This is a genomic window from Sphaerospermopsis kisseleviana CS-549, assembly GCF_028329225.1.
Classification (GTDB): domain Bacteria; phylum Cyanobacteriota; class Cyanobacteriia; order Cyanobacteriales; family Nostocaceae; genus Sphaerospermopsis; species Sphaerospermopsis kisseleviana.
Window position 1 is genome coordinate 1 of sequence record NZ_JAQMTI010000238.1, and the last position, 2,666, is coordinate 2,666.

The 2,666-nt window shown below is 41.0% G+C and carries 4 protein-coding genes; all 4 read right to left on the reverse strand.

Annotated features, from left to right (window positions below):
- Window positions 1-122: 122 nt before the first annotated feature.
- Window positions 123-416, reverse strand: coding sequence for a DUF4351 domain-containing protein (locus PN497_RS18250; protein ID WP_272110749.1), 294 nt, complete (start codon window positions 414-416; stop codon window positions 123-125).
- Window positions 417-579: 163 nt separating this feature from the next.
- Window positions 580-1,629: a pseudaminic acid synthase gene (gene pseI, locus PN497_RS18255; RefSeq protein WP_096571358.1), complete on the reverse strand. Its 1,050-nt coding sequence runs from the start codon at window positions 1,627-1,629 to the stop codon at window positions 580-582.
- Window positions 1,630-1,639: 10 nt separating this feature from the next.
- Window positions 1,640-2,062: a GNAT family N-acetyltransferase gene (locus PN497_RS18260; protein ID WP_096571356.1), complete on the reverse strand. Its 423-nt coding sequence runs from the start codon at window positions 2,060-2,062 to the stop codon at window positions 1,640-1,642.
- A gap of 475 nt (window positions 2,063-2,537) precedes the next feature.
- The coding region (locus tag PN497_RS18265; RefSeq protein WP_272110750.1) for a DUF4351 domain-containing protein at window positions 2,538-2,666 on the reverse strand (129 nt) is incomplete at its 5' end.

Here is a 2,666-nt window from a genome sequence, read left to right on the forward strand (position 1 = left end):
AACACTATACTTTATTATTTAATTCTGACACATTTTGCCTAATTTTTTAGTCAACTTATTCCATGTATACGTCAAATACTTGTAGTTTTGTATGTACTTGTATAGGTTTGTCTAGTAAATTGTCAACTTAGGACAAGCTCAGTGATTTCTAGTAAATCTGTAGCCAAATCTTCTAATTTAGAAGTTGACAATTGATTAATTTTAAGGTTTAACTCCGATGATAAAGCCCCAAAACGACGGTCAATTAATTTCTTTACTAACTTGAGACTTTCCTGCTGTAAACCCTGCTGTAAACCCTGCTGTAAACCCTGCTGTAAACCTGTTGCTAGACCTAGTTCTAAACCCTGTTTTTCTTCTGCTTCTAAACCTTCCTTTAATATTTGTTGATACCAAGGAGACTCTCTTAAAATAGTCATATCCCACCTCATTATCTGTTGTACTAAAGGTATATCTAAGACAAAACTAGCAAAAAATGATAGTAATGGTTCTAAATCTGTTAGAGTTTCATTGGCTCGTAATTCTACTACCTAAAGTTGCGGACTTGGCTTGTGAGCCGAATCCTCTGGGTTAATGTAAGGGTTACGCCAATAATTCCCATGTCAGAGCAGTTCCGGCTTGAGTGTCCTGGTTAACTGTTTTTCCCAGTAAAATATCATAATACTTGGGCGGTAAACCAAACCCTGGGCGAATGGCTCTGAGGTTGTGGGGGGTTAACTTTTCCCCGGCGGAGATGTCTTGAGTAATATACAGCGATCGCCGATAAATCAGGGATTTTTTTTCCCCTGCTGTGGGTCCATAAGTAATTTCCCCTAAACTCTGCCAAGCTCGTTCTGTTTCTATCACCAATTGACCCATTTCCTCAGGTTCCATAGAAAAAGTAGCATCAACACCACCATCACTACGGGAAAGGGTAAAGTGTTTTTCTATAACTGTAGCTCCCATCGCCACACTAGCTACAGCTACCCCAATACCCAGGGTGTGGTCAGATAGTCCTACTTGGACATTAAATAAGTCTCGCAGGTGAGGAATAGTCAGAATATTACTGTTTTCCGGACTAGCGGGATAGGTGCTGGTACATTTGAGCAAAATCAGGTCTTTACAGCCCCCTTCCCTGGCGGTGCGGACTGTTTCATCTAATTCGGCCATGGTGGCCATTCCTGTGGAAATAATCATCGGTTTCCCGGTTTGGGCGACTTTGCGAATTAGGGGTAAGTCGGTATTTTCAAAGGAGGCTATTTTATAACAAGGGACATGGAGGGATTCCAGGAAGTCAACAGCTGTTTCATCAAAGGGGGTGCTAAAGGCGATTAAGCCTAGTTCTTGAGAGCGTTGGAAAATTGGCTCGTGCCATTCCCAGGGTGTATAAGCTTGTTGATAGAGTTGATGTAGTGAGTTACCTTTCCACAGAGAATTAGGGTCATCAATGAAAAATTCCCCCGATTCTAGGTTCAGGGTCATGGTATCTGCGGTGTATGTCTGGAGTTTGAGAGCATGAGCGCCGGATTTTGCTGCTGCTTCTACTATCTCTAAGGCTCGTTCTAGGGATTGGTTATGATTACCTGACATCTCTGCAATGATCAAGGGGGGATGATGCTTTCCTAATGTTTTAGTTGCAATCCGAATCGACATATAAGTATTTTTAGTGAAAGTTCAAAATAATCATGTAATGGGATTGGTCAGGAAGAACTTGGATATACTGAAATCCTAGTTTCTCAAAAAACCTGGGAATACGAGTGGTAATTTGAATCACTCCTTTATTTTCTTTCAGCAAGGTATTCACTAGTTCGGAACCTAGATTTTGATTTCTAAAGTCAGGATGTACAGCTAAGGATTCTAATGTTCCCCCTTTGCTATTGGGAGCCAGGTAAGTAAATCCTATGACTTTACCAGAATTTTCAATAGCTATATAAACGGGAAATCCCCGGCGATATTCTTCTACCAGTAGGTAGAAAACATTTTGAGGTGGCTGGGGATAACAAATATCTAGTAATTCTTTTAGGTCGGGGAGTATATTATGTAAGTTATTTCGGTGGTAAATCTGTATGGTATCAGCGGAGGACATAAAGTAATTTAGATGATATTTAATAGAACCAAATGATATGCGATCGCTCTTTTTGTTCTAGAAAATGCTCCGGTCAGTCAGATGGGGAATAACTTCATAGTCTCATAATCTCATAGTCTCATAATCTCAAAGTCAGCCAGGGAATAAATTCCCTGTCTGAAAGCTTAAGTCGGTTAAAAACCGACTGCTTAGTTCAATACCTTTGCCATTTTTCCGTAGGTTGGGTTGAACGAAGTGAAACCCAACGTAAACTCAACGTATTTGTTGGCTTTCGTGCCTCAATCCAACCTACAAATTAAGATATTTTTGATTTTGGCGAAGGTATTGTTAGTTGTTGTAATTATGACATTTATTCAGGGCGATCGCCCCTTGGTGCACAACGTCACTGAATGGCGATCGCGCCAGCGCTGCTGCAAGCCGATCACCCCTTGGTACAGTCAACCGTGGTCGGTGAGCGAAGTCGAACCGTAAACCGTTAAGAAAGGCTTTCCAACCAAGTCTGTAACTGTTCCACATCCCTAAAGTCTAATAATTCTTCTGCTAAACTTTCCAGTTGCTCTACTGGTAGCATCTGAATTTGCTGTTTGAGTGTATCATCTAGGGT